The sequence below is a fragment of the Rhodococcus sp. O3 genome (assembly GCF_048897285.1).
Lineage (GTDB): Bacteria > Actinomycetota > Actinomycetes > Mycobacteriales > Mycobacteriaceae > Rhodococcus.
Genome location: NZ_JBMBTE010000055.1, coordinates 1 through 14,485, shown reverse-complemented (window position 1 = coordinate 14,485; position 14,485 = coordinate 1). Strand labels below are relative to the sequence as shown.

Sequence of the window (14,485 nt, the reverse complement as noted above, 5' to 3'; positions counted from 1 at the left end):
GTGACGATCGAGGCTCCGCTGCCCACCCGCCCGCCGAGCACCCGCCTGTCGACGAGCCGCCTACACGACCGAGCCGATCGGCTCGCACCGAAACCGATCCTGAACGAGGGCGCTCCCCGGCTGGCGATGTCGCTCCTCGCCGGAGACTCGGTGCGGCCCACCCGTGCGCAGGCCCGGGCGTTCGCCAAGTTCGCGAACACTTGCGACCCGGTGGCGGACGATCTCGTCGCCGCGATGCGCCGCGACCGGACCCGGATCCGTGCGCAGTTCGAGCAGGCACTCGAGCACGGCATCGAGACCGTGGACGATCCCGCTCCCGAGGTGCAGGCGTTCGTCGATGCCCTCGACGACGTGCCGTTCTGGGTCGACTACGACAAGCTGGATCTCGCCGCGCAGGCGATCGCGCGGATGCCGGTGAGCACCCTCCTGGCGTTCACCACCGCCATCGCCTTCCCTGCCAGCTACGTTTCGCCGCGCGTCAACGACGTGCTGCTGCGCGGCGGCGACCTCGCGAAGCGCGCCGCGGCACGGATCGTGGAGACGGTCTCGTGGTCGATGGACTGCACGGCCCCCGGCGGGATGGAGCGATTCGGGGAGGGGACGAAGAACACCGCCCGGGTGCGCGTCGTCCACGCCTACATCCGCGCCGGGATCGACCGCGTCGACGATTGGAACACCGACACCCACGGCAGGCCCGTCAATCAACTGCACTACTGCGTGACGATGATTCCGATCGCCGGCGTCGCTCTCGCCGTCATGGCCGCCGGGCACTGGTATTCGCGACGCGAACGGGACGCGATCGTGCACCTGTACCGGTACGTCGCGCACACCATGGGGGTCACGGCCGAACTCCAGGTCACCTCGCTGGACGAGCTTCTTCGTCTCATCTGGCTCGCGGTCTGGTCGGAGGTGGATCCCGACGACTCGTCCGGAGCGCTGACCGACGCGGCGCTGAAGGCCGTCCCCCGGATATACGGCGTCGATGGTCCCGGTCCTGCGAACCGCATCAAGAGCTGGGCGCACTACCGGTTCCACGCCGACCTGGCCCGCCTGTCGCTGGGCTCCGGCTACTCCGACGCCGTGGGAATTCCGCGCCTGAGTCCGATGGCCGCGCTTTATCCGCTGTGGTTCGCGCGCAATCTCGTCCGCGACCGTTTGAGCGTCGCCGTGCCGGGAGGCGCCGCGCGCGCGGCGCGCCGGGGGCATCGTGAGCGTATGCGTGCGATCGGCGAGGTGAAGCAGCGGCTCGACGTCCGGCCGTACGAGCGGGACGGCGCGGTGCGCACCGTCGGTGAGCGCGACCGGGCACTGCGCTCGCGTTAGATCCGGCCGGATCGTTCTACCTGCGCCAGGGGGCGCTCTCGCGGCCTACCCAGTTCACGAGCCGCTCGGTCGCGCCCGCGTCCGCGGCAGGCGTGACCACCGGCCCGAACGGAACGAAGTCGCCGCGCGGTGATTCCGGCAGCACCGTCTGCATCATCGCGAGCGCGGCTTCCGCAAGAGCGGGGTCGGCTTCCGACGGCTGCCCGGTCGCGACCGCGATGTCCCAGCCGTGGACCAGGACCTCGTCCAACCAGACGACGAGAGCGTCGCGGCCCGGGAACGTGCCCCACGGTGCCGCGAGGGCACGGTCGAGCACGGCGTCGTCGTTCCACACCTGCCAGAAACGGTCGGCGGTCTCGCGCAGTGTGGTGGGCCAGGCGTCGTCGGCGATTCCGGTGACGAACGCCGGCGCATCGGTGATGTCCTCGCCGAGCGCGAGGACGCGACCGCGTTCGACGGTTGCGATGAGGTGCCCCATGAGCGTGCGGACGTCGAAGCCGGGGCACGGGGTCGGATCGATGAGCTGGTCGGGGGTGACTCCGGCGAACAGGTCGTGTGCCCAGACCAGCGCATCGCGGTAGAGGGGACGGGTATCGGCTGTCGTGGTTGTCATGCGAACGATGATCATCCGAATTCAGGACGGATCCGGTCCTACTTGAACCATCGGATTCCGGGTAATCCGGAACCGGAGCCGTATTCGTTGCTACGGCGTAGCTTCGGCAGCGAAGGCAAGGTTCGTACTCGAGTCGAGAGGATCGCGCAATGCCCACACGCACCGCACGCACCGCATGGAACGGTGGCCTCCAGGATGGTTCCGGGCAGGTCGAGCTCAGCAGTTCCGGGCGCGGCACGTTCGACGTGTCGTTCCCGAAGCGCGCCGCCGACGACGCCGGAGGCACCACCAGTCCCGAGGAACTGATCGCCGCCGCGCACTCGTCGTGCTACGCGATGCAGTTGTCCGCACTCATCGCGGAGGCCGGGGGAACACCGCAGAGTCTCGAGGTGACCGCCGACGTCTCGCTCGGTCCCGATCCCGCGGGCGGATTCCGGCTCACCGGAATCAACCTGACCGTGCGCGGTGAAGTGGAGGGCCTCGACGCCGCCGGATTCGGCAAGGCGGCGGAGGACGCGAAGGCCGGATGTCCGGTGAGCAAGGCGCTCACGGGAGTGGAGATCACCCTCGACGCGGCCTTGGAGTAAGCCGGCCGGGGAACATCGCGGCGCCGGTGGCTGTTGCACCGGCACGTGAACTTCGGAGACAAGACTGCCCGGATCGAGATCTGGTCCGATATCGCCTGCCCCTGGTGCTACATCGGGAAGCGGCGTTTCGCCGATGCCCTGAGCGAGTTCGAGCACCGCGACCGTGTGTCGGTGACCTGGCGTTCGTACCAGCTGGCCCCGGACACCCCGGCGGGTCTGCGGCGCCCCGAGATCGATGCGCTGGTCGAGATGAAGGGGATGCCGGCCGAGCAGGTACGGCAGATGTTCGCGCACGTCGCGAACGTCGCGGCGCAGGACGGCCTCGACATCGATTTCGCCACCGTGATCGCGGCGAACACCTTCGACGCGCACCGGCTGCTGCACCTTGCAGGCGAGCGGCGTGACGCGCTGCTCGAGGCGCTGTTCCGCGCGCATTTCGTCGAGGGCGAGGTGGTCGACGACCGCGACACACTCGTGCGGATCGCCGCGGCGGCCGGGCTGGACCCGGAGACCGTCCGTGCCGGCCTCGACGGCGACGCAGCCGCCGATGCGGTCCGGGCCGACCTGCTCGAAGCCCGCACGCTGGGCGTGACCGGGGTGCCGTTCTTCGTCGCGAATCGCGCCGTGGCCGTCTCGGGAGCCCAACCGAAGGACGTGTTCCTCGCGCTGTTGCAGCGTGCCGTCGACGATGTCGATGCCGCGGACACGGTCGCGGCCGACGTGACGGGTACAGCGGGAGACGGCTGCGCAGTGTGAGCCGGTACGCAGTGTGAGCCGGGTACCTCACGGTGACCGTTCAGGACGGCACCGTGAGGTCCGCCATTGCCCGGAGGAGTGCCGCAGTCGAGGAATCGGCCGGGAAGAACGTCTCGATCGCGATCTCGTCGAGGGTCACGTCGAACGGGGATCCGAACACCGTCGTCGTGTACAGCAGGGACAGGTTCCCGTGCGCGGATTCCACGACGAGCGGCATCGCGAGGTCGTCGGCCGCCGCCGGTTCGGCCGCCGCTTCGTGCGCAGGCACCGGGTAGGCGGCGAGTTCGTCGCGCAACTCGCGTAGCTCCGGTATCGCCGTCCGGGACAGCTGGCGGCGCACCCGGCGCAGGATGTGGTCGCGCCACTGGGTGAAGTTGCGGATTCGCGGGGCCAGACCGTCGGGGTGCAGGGTTGCGCGCAGAACGTTGACGGGTGGCTCGAGTAGATGGGGTGCGATGTCCGTGAACATCGACTGCGCGGGCCGGTTCGCGGCGAGGAGTTCCCAGCGGACGTCGACCGCCAGCGCCGGGTTGGGTTCGTGGCCGGTGAGAACAGCCTCGACGGCCTTCCGCGCTGCGCCGAGATTCGCGAACGGACGCTCCGGGTACGCCGGGGCGTAACCGGCGGCGAGGTAGAGCCGGTTCCGCTCGCGAAGCGGGATCTCGAGTTCGTCGGCGAGCTTGTCGAGGACACCCCTCCCGGGTGTCGATCGACCGGTTTCGACGTAGCTGAGATGCCGGGTCGACAGGTCGGCGGCGATCGAGACGTCGAGCTGTGAGCGGCCTCGCCGTTCGCGCCAGGACCGCAGTAGTGGCCCGACCGACTCCGTGCGGATTGCTGGCTGTGCGGGCATGACCTCACCCTGCCCGGGTCCGCGCAGCGCTGCAATGACCTCGGAGGTCATCGACGCGCGGCGCGGAAGCGGTCCAGGATCGGTGAAGCCGCACCGAAGCGGCTCGTCACCGAGAGGCAGTGATTCCCATGACCGAAACCACCTCGAAGAGCGAACGATCCGAGCTCGTCGACACGATCGAGCGGTACGTCCGATTCTGGAATCCGGGCGCCGACGACGCCTTCACCGCCGAAACCCTCGTCGAGGACGTCGAATACTGCGCGCCGGTCGGAGTGCTGACGGGCTCGGCGGCGCTCGTCGACTTCCGCCGGCAGTTCACCGATCACATGGGCAGCTACGAGTTCCGCCGGCGAACCGCCCCGGACCTCCACCACGACCGGGCCAGGCTGAGCTGGGAACTGGTCACGGCCACGGGGGATTCGTTCGCCGAGGGCACGGACGTGCTCACCGTCGCGGACGACGGCCGAGTCCGGGCGGTGACGGTGTTCCTCGATCGGCCACCCGCCGGGTTCGACGCCCACGCTTGACGGGCGTTCCCCCCGAAAAAGGCAGCCGCGCACGTGAGGACGCGCGCGGCTGTCGTACTGCTCAGCGGATGTGGGTCAGGACTTCTTGACGTCGAGGACGACCTCGAACTCGAGCAGCGACGCACCGGTTGCGACCGGCTTCTTGGCTTCACCGGCGTGGGCGGCACGGGCATCGCCGTCACGCCACGCCGCGAACGCCTCCTCGGACTCCCACTGCGTCACCACGAAGTAGCGGTTCTCGCCCGCGGTCGGACGCAGCAGCTGGAAACCCAGGAATCCGGGCGACTTGTCCACGGTGCCCGCGCGATTCGCGAATCGCTTCTCCAGTTCGGGGCCTGCGCCCTCCGGGACCTCGATTGCGTTGATCTTCACGACTGCCATGGCGGCGAGCCTACTCCGCTACCTTGTCGGGTGTGTTGCACGACGAAGGTGGTTCCGGACGACCGATCCTGCTGCTGCACGGGCTGATGGGCAGCGCCCGCACGTGGCGGCGACATGTGCCGTGGCTGCGCGACCACGGGCACGTCCACACCTTCGACGCGGCCGCACACGGACGACCCGCCCCGGACGAGCTGACCACCGAAGCGTTCGTGGCCGATCTCGCCCGGCACCTCGACGACGCCGGATTCGACGAACCGCTCGTCGTCATCGGGCATTCGATGGGTGCACTGCACGCGTGGTGCCTGGCCGCCGCGCATCCGGACCGGGTGGCGGCTCTCGTCCTCGAGGACATGGCCCCCGACTTCCGTGGCCGCACCGCAGCGGATTGGGCGGCCGTGATCGGTGCCTGGCCGCAGCCGTTTCCGACCGAGGCCGCTGTCCACGACTACTTCGGGCCGGTCGCCGGGCAATACTTCCTCGATTCGTTCGAACGACGCGACGACGGGTGGTACCTGCACGGTGACGTCGCGACGTTCCGCGACATCTCCGAGGAGTGGGGCACCCGGCACTTCTGGGACGAGTGGCGCGCGGTTCGGGTGCCGACGCTGCTCATCGAGGGCGAATACACCATCACGCCCGAAGGCCAGATGCTGCGAATGGCCGACGAACGCCCCGGAACGTCCTACGTGCGGATCGCCGGAGCGGGCCACCTCGTCCACGACGACAAGCCGGAGGACTACCGCGTGGCCGTCGAAGGATTCCTCACCGAACTCGACTGACCGTCGGCACCTTCACCCGCGAGCGCGAAGCGCCCGTCGGCGGTCTGCTCGATGAGCCCGTCGACGAGCAGCGAATCCAGCGCGCGGTCGCGTTGTCCCGGGTCGACGAGCCACACGACGTCGAGCGCCGCCCGTTCCACCGGGCCATCGCTCTCCCGCAGGACCGCCATCAACTTGCCGCGCACCTGCCGGTCGGTCCCGGCGAACTTCTGCACCTTCTTCGGCGGGCCGTCGTGGGCGGGACTGCCGGCCTCGCGCCAGGCGCAGCTCGGCAGCGGGCAGCGTCCGCATTCGGGGGAGCGGGCGGTGCAGACGGTCGCACCGAGTTCCATCAGGGCTGCGGAGAACGTCGCGGCCCGGGATCGGGTGCGCGGCAACAGGATCTCGACGTCGGCGAGGTCGCGGGTGGTCGACGGATTGCCCGGTTCGGCGCGGCCGTGCACGGCCCGCGCGACGACCCGCCGCACGTTGGTGTCGACGACCGGCACCCGCTGCCCGTATGCGAAACACGCGACCGCCCGCGCGGTGTACGCGCCCACGCCGGGCAGGCTCAGCAGCGTGTCGACGTCCGCCGGGACCACGTCGCCATGTTCGGCGGCGAGCACCCCGGCGCATTCGTGCAGACGCAGCGCGCGCCGCGGGTAGCCGAGCTTGCCCCACGCCCGCAGCACGTCGGCCTGGCTCGACGCGGCCATCAGCGACGGCACCGGCCAACGCTGCACCCACTGCTCCCAGATCGGCGCGACCCGGGCGACGGGTGTCTGCTGAAGCATCACCTCCGACATGAGGATCTGCCAGCCGGTGACCCCTTCGCGTCGCCACGGAAGATCCCGCGCTTCGGCGGTGTACCAGCGCAGCAGCGCGGGCACGTCGACCGTCGATCTCACAAGATCTCCTATCGGTGTGTCGGGAGATTGTTTCGCGCCGTTGATCACACCGAACGATCAGCGACATCGGGCCAGGTGAATAATGGCTGCATGCCCAACTCGAATCCCATCTCCGCTTGGAAGGCCCTGACCGAGGGTAACGAGCGGTTCGTGTCCGGTGTCCCGCTGCACCCCAGCCAGAGCATCGACCGCCGCACAGAGCTCGTCGGTGGCCAGAATCCGACGGCAGTGCTGTTCGGTTGCGGCGACTCCCGCGTGGCCGCCGAGATCATCTTCGACCAGGGTCTCGGCGACATGTTCGTCGTCCGGACCGCCGGCCACGTGATCGACAGTGCCGTTCTCGGTTCCATCGAGTACGCCGTCGAGATCCTGAACGTGCCGCTCGTCGTGATCCTCGGACACGACAGCTGCGGTGCTGTGAAGGCCACTGTGTCCGCGTTGGACAAGGGCGACGTCCCTCCGGGATTCATCCGCGACGTCGTCGAGCGGGTTACCCCGTCGGTCCTCATGGGCCGCAGCGAGGGGCTGAACCATCCCGACGAGCTCGAGGCACGCCACGTCGTCGAGACCGCCAAGCTCCTGATGCAGCGGTCGCGGATCATCGCTGATCGCGTCGAGGCCGGTCGTTGCGCCATCGTCGGCGTCACCTACACACTCTCCGACGGTCGCGTCAAGCTCCACAAGCATGTCGGCGACATCGGTGTGACGGTCGACTGACGCGACACGCCGACCTCGGTGTGGCCACGGCCCGAACCTGCACCTACCGTGTGAGGCGTGCTTCAACCGAACGGGCCGCTGCCCCCTGAGATCTACTGGCGTCGCCGCGCACTCGCCGTGGGTGTCGGCTTGGTCGTGCTGGCCCTGGTCGTGTGGCTGGTAATGGCACTGACCGGTGGCGGTGACGACCCCGAGCCGGAGAACACCGCCGCCGAGGTCACGTCGACGACGGCGACCACGACGACGTCCGCCGACGCCACCGCCGAGCCGGCCGCAGCCGGATCGGGCGGTGGGTCGTCGGCGGGAACGTCGGCGCCCGCAACGACCACCTCGAGTACGACCGCGACGCCGGTCGCCGCGGGGCAGTGCCCCGACCAGTCGCTGGCGGTTCGCGTGACCGCGGATCAGCCGAACTATCGCGTCGGCGACGAACCTGCGTTCACCATCGTCATCACCAATATCGGAACCGAGCAGTGCGAACGCGACCTCGGTGCCGGCCTGCAGCAGGTGCTGGTCTACAGCCTCGACGGGGCGACCCGATTCTGGTCGAACACGGACTGCTTCCCCGAGTCGACCGCGGACGTGCGCACGCTGGCCCCGGGTGACCAGGCGGCGTTCTCGGTGAAGTGGTCCGGCACCACGTCGGCGCCCGGCTGCCAGCAGCCGCGCGAACCGGTCGGTCCGGGCGCATACAGCGTCGTCGGTCAGCTCGGTGGGCTGCGCAGCACCCCGGAGCCGTTCAACGTCGCGTGAGCACAGCGACTCGGTCGCCTAGAGCACAGCGAACTCAGTCGTACGGACCGTTGATGGACGCCTCCGCGAGGCGTGACAGCCCTTCGCGGATGTACCGGGCCCAGAGGGCGCCGATGCCGTCGACGGACTGGATGTCCGCGGCGGTCGCCGCGAGCAGTCCCTGCAGGGTCCCGAACGAGCCGACCAGCCGGTGGATCTGCGCGGTCTGCAGCCGCGGCACCCGGTGCAGGACCCGGTATCCGCGCGGGCTCATCGCGGTATCGAGCGCCTCGATCGTCCCCGGATATCCGAAGGCGCGGGCCAGGACCGTCAGGTCCAGCAGGTCGACGTCGGTCAGGTGTTCGAGGACCTCGAGGGTGCGTTCGACATCGGCGGACGACGGTGCCTCGGTGCCGGCGAGGTAGTCGCGGACGATGAGCTGGCGCGCCAGCTGGTTGTCGCCGACCAGCTCCTCGAGCTGCAGTGCCAGCTGGCGGCCGTCCGTGCCGAGTTCGAGCACGTCCTGTTCGATTTCCACCGACACGCGGTGCATCATCTCGAGGCGCTGGGCCACGGTCAGCGCGTCGCGCAGCGTCACGAAGTCCTCGATCTCGACCACGGACAGCTGGCGGGTGACCTCGTCCAGCCGCGCCTTGTACCGCTCGAGGGTCGCGACGGCCTGGTTGGCGCGCGACAGAATCGTCGCGGAATCGTTGATGACGTGCCGGTGGCCGGCCACGTACACACTCACGATGCTCATCGACTGGCTCACCGACACGACCGGGTAGCCGGTTTCGATCGCGGTGCGCTCGGCCGCGCGGTGCCGGGTCCCGGACTCGACTGTCGGGATGCGATGGTCGGGAACCAGCTGCACGTTGGCGCGCACGATGCGGGATCCATCGGTGGACACGACGACGGCACCGTCCATCTTCGACAGTTCGCGTAGCCGGGTCGGGGCGAACTCGACGTCGAGTTCGAAACCGCCGTCGCACAGGGCCGCGACCCGCTCGTCGAAACCGAGGACGATCAGGCCGCCGGTGCGTCCGCGCAGGATTCGTTCGAGCCCGTCGCGCAGTGCCGTGCCGGGGGCGAGGCGGGCGATCGTGTCGCGCAGCGTCGCGGACGACACGTCGGACATACCTTGCTCCTCCCTCGGGCGGCCGATGCGGCGGCAATCACAATTGCACGGTCTACCCGGCAGAGGCAGCCGATCGCGGAACTACATTACTGCGTCATGAACAGCACCTGGACGTTGCCCGCTGACCTCGTACTTCCGGAGATTCCGGAGAACCATCCCCGGCCGGGTGAGGCACTGCCCCAGCACTGGAGCAAGTGCTTCGGGTGCGGTGACGACCAGCCGGGCGGCCTGAAGTTGCACTGCACGGTCGGGGAGGGCCTCGAGGTCCTCGGCCGCCTCGACGTCGCCACCTACTACCAGGGCGGACCGGGCTTCATCCACGGCGGCATCCTGACCAGCGCGTTCGACGAGGTTCAGGGCATGGCGTGCATGGTGCTGGGGCAGCCGGTCGTCACCGGTCATCTTCAGGTGGATTTCGCGCGGCCGATCCCGCTCGGTTCGGTGCTCGAGTTCCGCGCCCGGTTGGACGGCACGGTGCGCCGCAAGGTGTACGCGAGCGCGGAGGCCCGCATCGTGGAAGGTCCGATGGCAGATCCCGACGTCGTGGTCGCAACGTCCCGGGGTCTGTTCCTCACGGTCGGTGCCGAGCACTTCGAGAAGGCCAAGGACTACGTCGACGGCGTCCCGACCTCGCCGTTCGGCACCTCGTCGGTGTAGAACCCCGGCTCAGTCCGGCAGGAGTGGCACCCCGGGGCGGTGATCGCGGCCGAGGAGCGTCGCGGACGTCAGAGAGCCGGAACCGAAGCGGTTGTGCACGTCGTCGAGCACGGCGTCGAGGGCGTGCCGGTCGATGGGCCGGTGCGTGACGACCTCGCCCGCGGCGTCGCCGCTTCGTTCGACGATGTCGTCGAACGGCAGCTCCAGCTGTTCGGTGTCCTCGTCGTCGAGGTTGGTGACCGCGACACCGACGAGTGTCAGCCCGCGATCGGCGACGAGCGGCCACGCGGCATGCAGCAGGTCCAGGGCGGTGTCGCGGAGGGTGTCGGTGCGCGCGGTCGCGACCGGCAGCGTGTGCGACCGTGTGATGCGCGTGTAGTCGGCGAAGCGCAGTCGCAGCACGACGGTGCGGCCGAGCCGATCGGCCGCACGCATTCGCCGGGTGACCTTGTCGACGAGCAGCATGAGGATCGCGGCCACGGAGTCCGGATCGTGGTAGCCGCGGCCGAGCGCGTGCTGGGCTCCCATCGACCGGCGTCGTCGCCGGGAGCGGACGGCCCGGGGATCGACGCCGTTGGCCAGTGCGTGCAGGTGGCGGCCGGTGGCCTTCCCGAGCAACGCCACCAGGTCGCTCTCGCTGTGGCTCGCGACGTCGGCGACGCGGCGGATGCCGTGGGCGTGCAGCGTGGCTGCGGTGACCTTGCCGACGCCCCACAGGCGTTCGACGGGCAACGGATGCAGGAACTGCAGTTCGCCGTCCGGTGGCACGAGCAGCAATCCGTCCGGTTTCGCGACCCCGCTGGCGACCTTCGCGAGGAATTTCGTGCGCGCGACCCCGACGGTGATCGGCAGCCCGACCTGCTCGGCGACGTCGCGGCGCAGCCTTTTCGCGATCTCCAGGGGCGTGCCCGCGATCCGGCGCAACCCGCCCACGTCGAGGAACGCCTCGTCGATGGAGATGCCTTCGACGAGCGGGCTCGTCCGGTCGAAGACGGCGAACACGTCGCGGCTCGCGCGGGTGTAGGCGTCCATGCGCGCCGGCACCGAGATCAGGCCCGGGCACAGCGCGCGTGCGGCCCGTCCGGACATCGCCGTCTTGATCCCGTACGCCTTGGCCTCGTAGCTCGCGGCGAGCACGACCCCGCCGCCCACGACGACCGGCCGGCCCCGCAGCCACGGATCGTCGCGCTGCTCCACCGACGCGTAGAACGCGTCGAGGTCGGCGTGCAGGATCGTCGCGTCGGACACGAACATATGTTCGCATCCGACCCCGACAGGTGCAGGTCCTAGTTCCGCAGCGCCGCCAGCGCCTGCCCGACGTTGCCCACCTCGGTCGCCTTCACCGACTTGGGCACGCCCTCGGTGCCGGGCGGGACCAGCGCGCGGGTGAATCCGAGCCGCCCGGCCTCGGCGAGTCGCCGGCCCACGCCGGACACGCGGCGGACCTCACCGGCGAGCCCGACCTCGCCGAGCAGCACCGTGCCCGCCGGCAGCGGTTTCTCGCGCACCGCCGACGCGACCGCGAGTGCCAGGGCGAGGTCCGCGGACGGATCGGTGATCCGCATGCCGCCGACCGTCGACGCGTAGACGTCGCATTTACCCAGCGGGATCCTGCAGCGACGTTCCAGCACCGCGAGCACCATCGCGACCCGGGCGGAGTCGAGTCCGCTCACCGCTCGCCGCGGCGACGGGTTGTGGGTGGGCACCACCAGCGCCTGCAGCTCGCCGAGCATCGGGCGCTTGCCGTCCATGGTCACGGTGATCGCGGTACCGGCGACCTCCTCGGTGCGGTGCTGCAGGAACAGGCCTGACGGATCGCTGACTCCGGCGATGCCGTCCTCGGACAGTTCGAAGCAGCCGACCTCGTCGGCGGCCCCGAACCGGTTCTTCACGCCGCGCACCATGCGCAGCGTCGAATGCTTGTCTCCCTCGAAATGCAGGACGACGTCGACGAGATGCTCGAGCGATCGGGGCCCGGCGACCGCGCCGTCCTTGGTGACGTGACCGATGAGCAGCACCGGGACGCCGCTGGCCTTGGCGAGCGAGGTCAGCGCGCTGGTGACGGCACGCACCTGGGTGACGCCGCCGGAGACGCCTTCCACGTCGGCGGCGAGCATCGTCTGCACGGAGTCGACGACGAGCAGCGTCGGCTTCACCTGTTCGACGTGACCGAAGATCGTCGCGAGATCGGATTCGGCGGCGAGGAAGACCCGTTCGTGCACCGATCCGGTGCGATCGGCGCGCAGCCGCACCTGACCGGCGGATTCCTCGCCGGTGACGTACAGGGAGCGGTCGTCGGGGCTGCGCTGTGCCCAGCGGTGCACGACCTCGAGGAGCAGCGTGGACTTGCCGACGCCCGGTTCACCGGCGAGCAGAACGACCGACCCCGGCACCACTCCGCCGCCGAGCACCCGGTCGAGTTCGGAGATGCCGGTCGGTTTGGCGTGCGTGGCCTTGCCGTCGACGAGCGTCAGCGGCGTGGCGGGTGTGGTCGGCAGGATCGCGGCGGCGCCGGCGCGCGCGAGTGATGTTCCCGGGCGCGCGGCGACCGCGGCGGGAACGGCCGCTGTCTCGTCCATCGACCCCCACGTGCCGCACTCGGGGCAGCGCCCCACCCATTTCGCGACGGTGTGCGCGCAGTCGCTGCAACGGTAGATCGATTTCGTCTTGGCCACGAACAGCACGATAGAGGCGCGGACCGACACCGGTGTTCCACCGAATCAAGCACAGCTGTTCCACCGAATCAAGCACAGCTGTTCCACCGAAACGGGGGCGGGGCCGGACGAGCAATGCTCGTCCGGCCCCGCCCCCGTGTGAGATCGGGTCAGTGGCCCTCGCCGACCACCGGAGACTTGTCGGATTGGTTCCGCTCCATCTCCGGGCCCGCGTCGACGGGAACGCTGATGGTCACGTCGCCGGCTTCGGCGAACGTGAAGGTGACCGGGATGGTCAGGCCGGGGCGGACGCCCTCCTTCAGGCCGGTCAGCTCGACGGCGACGGGCACCGCGGTGTCGGGCTCCTCCTCGTCACCGGCCGGCTTCGGCGACTCGTCGACGACGAGTTCCTCGGCCTCGGCGGCCTCGGCAGGCGGAAGACCTGCGACGACGGAGCGGCCCGGGGGAATCTCAAGGTCGCCGACACCGGTCGCGGCGGCCGCGAAATCGGTGGAGATGCCGGTCAGCTTGTCCGGGATGTACGGATCGAGGTTGACGATGCTGAAGCCGAGGGCGGCCTTGCCGCCGGGTTCGAGGGAGTACTCCTCGGAATCGGGGTAGATCACGTGCACATTGCGCAGTGCGATCTGGCCGACGTTGCCGCTGTTGCCGTTGATGGCCGCGACCTGGGTGGCGGTCTGACTGATCTGACCGGCGCCGCATGCGGACAGTGTGAGCGCTGCCCCGGCGGCCAGGGCGAGAGCAGTCGCGACTCGGCGAGTCGGCGCGTTCAGAGCAGTCACGGGTTGTCCTCCACTCGAGTAAGGCTCGCAATCCACTAGGCAGAGTAGTAGTTGCCGACGGCGCAGTCTTCCCCGGGGCCGTTCTGGCGGTACACCGATTGCACGGCGACGCCTGCGCGCGCTGCGCGAACCATGATATTGGGCGGCCTGTGTCGGAAGTCACGAGATGCACGGAACCGGTTGCATGTCAAGCCCTACGCGCACGCGTCGGTGCCCCTGACCTGCACCGTTGATGAGGGGCGAATGTGGTCGCGTGTTAAACTCGAAGAATCGAAAGGGGCACGGGACACATGATTTTCAAGGTCGGAGACACCGTCGTATACCCCCATCACGGTGCGGCGCTGATCGAAGCAATCGAAACACGCACCATCAAGGGTGAGCAGAAGGAATATCTGGTTCTGAAAGTCGCGCAGGGCGACCTGACCGTACGGGTACCTGCTGAAAACGCGGAATACGTCGGTGTTCGCGACGTCGTCGGGCAAGAAGGGCTCGACAAGGTTTTCCAGGTTCTGCGCGCACCGCACACGGAAGAGCCGACCAACTGGTCGCGCCGATACAAGGCCAACCTCGAAAAGCTCGCCTCCGGCGACGTGAACAAGGTCGCAGAAGTTGTGCGCGACCTGTGGCGTCGTGAGCAGGATCGCGGACTTTCCGCAGGTGAGAAGCGAATGCTCGCCAAGGCTCGGCAGATCCTCGTCGGTGAGCTCGCGCTCGCCGAGGGAACGGACGACGTCAAGGCGGAGACGCTGCTCGACGAGGTGCTCGCCGCCGCGTCCTGAGGCGTGGCAGCAGCGAACATCGAAAAACAGCAGTTGAACGATCGCAGCGGGCCGGTCGTCGGAATCATTCCGGCGGCCGGCCGCGGCGTACGTCTGGGGGAATCGCTCCCCAAGGCGTTCGTCGAACTCGGAGGCCGCACGATGCTCGACCGTGCGGTGCACACCATGATCGACTCCGGCGCGGTCGACCGCGTCGTGATCGTCGTGCCCGCCGAACTGGCCGGGACGCCCGTCGACGAACTCGTCGGGGCCGTCCCGGACGGACGCGTCACGGTGGTCGCCGGTGGTGCGGAGCGCGC

General features: G+C 69.3%; 18 protein-coding genes. 10 read left to right on the top strand and 8 right to left on the bottom strand.

The features are described 5' to 3' along the window. Entirely contained in the window at window positions 1–1,323 is a 1,323-nt protein-coding gene (locus ACN675_RS16445; protein ID WP_420751854.1) for an oxygenase MpaB family protein, read from the top strand. A 16-nt stretch (window positions 1,324–1,339) separates the two neighbouring features. Here ACN675_RS16445 and ACN675_RS16440 read toward each other — a convergent pair whose 3' ends face one another. After that, entirely contained in the window at window positions 1,340–1,936 is a 597-nt protein-coding gene (locus ACN675_RS16440) for a TIGR03086 family metal-binding protein (RefSeq protein WP_420751853.1), read from the bottom strand. 149 nt (window positions 1,937–2,085) lie between these two features. On the opposite strand from ACN675_RS16440, the gene ACN675_RS16435 reads away from it, so the two are divergent. Both ACN675_RS16435 and ACN675_RS16430 read left to right on the top strand, forming a co-directional pair. Beyond that, a complete protein-coding gene (locus ACN675_RS16435) occupies window positions 2,086–2,523 on the top strand; it encodes an OsmC family protein (protein ID WP_197252308.1) in 438 nt (145 codons plus the stop codon). Between the two features lie 45 nt (window positions 2,524–2,568). Beyond that, the gene (locus tag ACN675_RS16430) at window positions 2,569–3,279 is read left to right on the top strand and encodes a DsbA family oxidoreductase (protein ID WP_420751852.1); all 711 of its coding nucleotides are present in this window, start codon (window positions 2,569–2,571) and stop codon (window positions 3,277–3,279) included. A 40-nt stretch (window positions 3,280–3,319) separates the two neighbouring features. Here the strand turns inward: ACN675_RS16430 and ACN675_RS16425 are convergent, their stop codons facing one another. Further along, a complete protein-coding gene (locus tag ACN675_RS16425) occupies window positions 3,320–4,132 on the bottom strand; it encodes a helix-turn-helix domain-containing protein (protein ID WP_420751851.1) in 813 nt (270 codons plus the stop codon). Between the two features lie 128 nt (window positions 4,133–4,260). Between ACN675_RS16425 and ACN675_RS16420 the strand changes: the two genes are divergently transcribed. Beyond that, complete coding sequence (locus ACN675_RS16420) at window positions 4,261–4,659, top strand: nuclear transport factor 2 family protein (RefSeq protein WP_420751850.1); 399 nt, start codon at window positions 4,261–4,263, stop codon at window positions 4,657–4,659. Between the two features lie 75 nt (window positions 4,660–4,734). Here the strand turns inward: ACN675_RS16420 and ACN675_RS16415 are convergent, their stop codons facing one another. Further along, entirely contained in the window at window positions 4,735–5,040 is a 306-nt protein-coding gene (locus ACN675_RS16415; RefSeq protein ID WP_068155559.1) for an antibiotic biosynthesis monooxygenase family protein, read from the bottom strand. A 32-nt stretch (window positions 5,041–5,072) separates the two neighbouring features. On the opposite strand from ACN675_RS16415, the gene ACN675_RS16410 reads away from it, so the two are divergent. Beyond that, on the top strand, window positions 5,073–5,819 hold the full coding sequence (locus ACN675_RS16410; RefSeq protein WP_420751849.1) for an alpha/beta fold hydrolase: 747 nt from the start codon (window positions 5,073–5,075) through the stop codon (window positions 5,817–5,819). Here ACN675_RS16410 and ACN675_RS16405 read toward each other — a convergent pair. Next, window positions 5,777–6,706 carry an A/G-specific adenine glycosylase gene (locus tag ACN675_RS16405; RefSeq protein WP_420751848.1) on the bottom strand — a complete coding sequence of 310 codons (930 nt, stop codon included), beginning with the start codon at window positions 6,704–6,706 and terminating at the stop codon, window positions 5,777–5,779. The two genes, ACN675_RS16410 and ACN675_RS16405, sit on opposite strands and share 43 nt — an antisense overlap. A 90-nt stretch (window positions 6,707–6,796) precedes the next feature. On the opposite strand from ACN675_RS16405, the gene ACN675_RS16400 reads away from it, so the two are divergent. Continuing rightward, complete coding sequence (locus ACN675_RS16400) at window positions 6,797–7,423, top strand: carbonic anhydrase (RefSeq protein ID WP_420751847.1); 627 nt, start codon at window positions 6,797–6,799, stop codon at window positions 7,421–7,423. Window positions 7,424–7,480: 57 nt separating this feature from the next. Continuing rightward, on the top strand, window positions 7,481–8,176 hold the full coding sequence (locus ACN675_RS16395) for a hypothetical protein (protein ID WP_420751846.1): 696 nt from the start codon (window positions 7,481–7,483) through the stop codon (window positions 8,174–8,176). Window positions 8,177–8,210: 34 nt separating this feature from the next. Here the strand turns inward: ACN675_RS16395 and disA are convergent, their stop codons facing one another. Next, a complete protein-coding gene (disA, locus tag ACN675_RS16390; protein ID WP_420751845.1) occupies window positions 8,211–9,293 on the bottom strand; it encodes a DNA integrity scanning diadenylate cyclase DisA in 1,083 nt (360 codons plus the stop codon). 96 nt (window positions 9,294–9,389) lie between these two features. On the opposite strand from disA, the gene ACN675_RS16385 reads away from it, so the two are divergent. Beyond that, window positions 9,390–9,950, top strand: a complete 561-nt coding sequence (locus ACN675_RS16385) for a PaaI family thioesterase (RefSeq protein WP_420751844.1) — start codon at window positions 9,390–9,392, stop codon at window positions 9,948–9,950. A 9-nt stretch (window positions 9,951–9,959) separates the two neighbouring features. Here the strand turns inward: ACN675_RS16385 and dinB are convergent, their stop codons facing one another. The 3 genes from dinB to ACN675_RS16370 form a co-directional block, all read right to left on the bottom strand. Further along, on the bottom strand, window positions 9,960–11,204 hold the full coding sequence (gene dinB / locus ACN675_RS16380) for a DNA polymerase IV (protein WP_420751843.1): 1,245 nt from the start codon (window positions 11,202–11,204) through the stop codon (window positions 9,960–9,962). A 32-nt stretch (window positions 11,205–11,236) separates the two neighbouring features. Beyond that, a complete protein-coding gene (gene radA / locus ACN675_RS16375; RefSeq protein WP_420751842.1) occupies window positions 11,237–12,625 on the bottom strand; it encodes a DNA repair protein RadA in 1,389 nt (462 codons plus the stop codon). Between the two features lie 149 nt (window positions 12,626–12,774). Then, the gene (locus tag ACN675_RS16370) at window positions 12,775–13,407 is read right to left on the bottom strand and encodes a hypothetical protein (protein WP_420751841.1); all 633 of its coding nucleotides are present in this window, start codon (window positions 13,405–13,407) and stop codon (window positions 12,775–12,777) included. Between the two features lie 290 nt (window positions 13,408–13,697). Here ACN675_RS16370 and carD point away from each other — a divergent pair, with 290 nt between their 5' ends. Then, the gene (gene carD / locus ACN675_RS16365; RefSeq protein ID WP_068155544.1) at window positions 13,698–14,186 is read left to right on the top strand and encodes an RNA polymerase-binding transcription factor CarD; all 489 of its coding nucleotides are present in this window, start codon (window positions 13,698–13,700) and stop codon (window positions 14,184–14,186) included. Window positions 14,187–14,219: 33 nt separating this feature from the next. After that, window positions 14,220–14,485: IspD/TarI family cytidylyltransferase (locus tag ACN675_RS16360; RefSeq protein WP_420751840.1), on the top strand; the 266-nt coding region annotated here is incomplete at its 3' end.